The sequence below is a fragment of the Campylobacter concisus genome (assembly GCF_002914195.1).
Taxonomy (GTDB): Bacteria; Campylobacterota; Campylobacteria; order Campylobacterales; family Campylobacteraceae; genus Campylobacter_A; species Campylobacter_A concisus_M.
The window spans coordinates 1-630 of sequence record NZ_PPAU01000031.1 but is presented as its reverse complement, the minus strand read 5'-3'; the positions used below and the strand labels follow the sequence as shown (position 1 = coordinate 630).

1 pseudogene is annotated in these 630 nt (G+C 41.6%); it reads left to right on the top strand.

From position 1 onward, the window contains the following. A pseudogene (locus CYP28_RS00810) lies at positions 1–540 on the top strand (TonB-dependent receptor); the annotation flags it as partial. Positions 541–630 lie beyond the last annotated feature (90 nt).

Sequence of the window (630 nt, the reverse complement as noted above, 5' to 3'; positions counted from 1 at the left end):
GGTGTTTGGAGAACTGTACCAAGTGCTACGGTGAGCTACATGGGCTCAGGCTCTGTCACTCGCCCAGGCACAAGAGGAATGTATGGTGGCGTTATTGGTAACAATTACTGGGATGGCTTTATGGTTACTGCAACGACTGCTGTGCCGATGATGATCTTTGAAAAGCTTGAAGTTCAAAATGGCATTTCTGGCTCACTTTACGGCTCACAGCATCCAAGCGGTATCTTTAACTATACTCGCAAATCCCCAGTGCCAAGACAAACTATCGTACGCGCTGACTGGAGCGAGAAGTCAAATTTTGGCTTGATGCTAGATACATCAGATCGTTTTGAAAAGGTTGGATATAGAGGAATTGTTTACTTTAATGATGGTCAGGGATTTGTAAAAGATAGCACTAAACGAAGCAAACTTGCAAATTTCTCATTTGACTTTTATCCTATCGATAGACTTACTATTGAGACAAATTTTAACTACTACAACTACATCAGATATGGATATGGCAGACGCTTGATGTTCCCCTCAAACAAATGGCGTGGCTAAATTTGATATCCCAGGAGCGATCTCAAATAAGACTAAGTATTTAGGACAAACTTGGTCAGGCATGGATCTAGAAAGCTATAATGCTAGTGT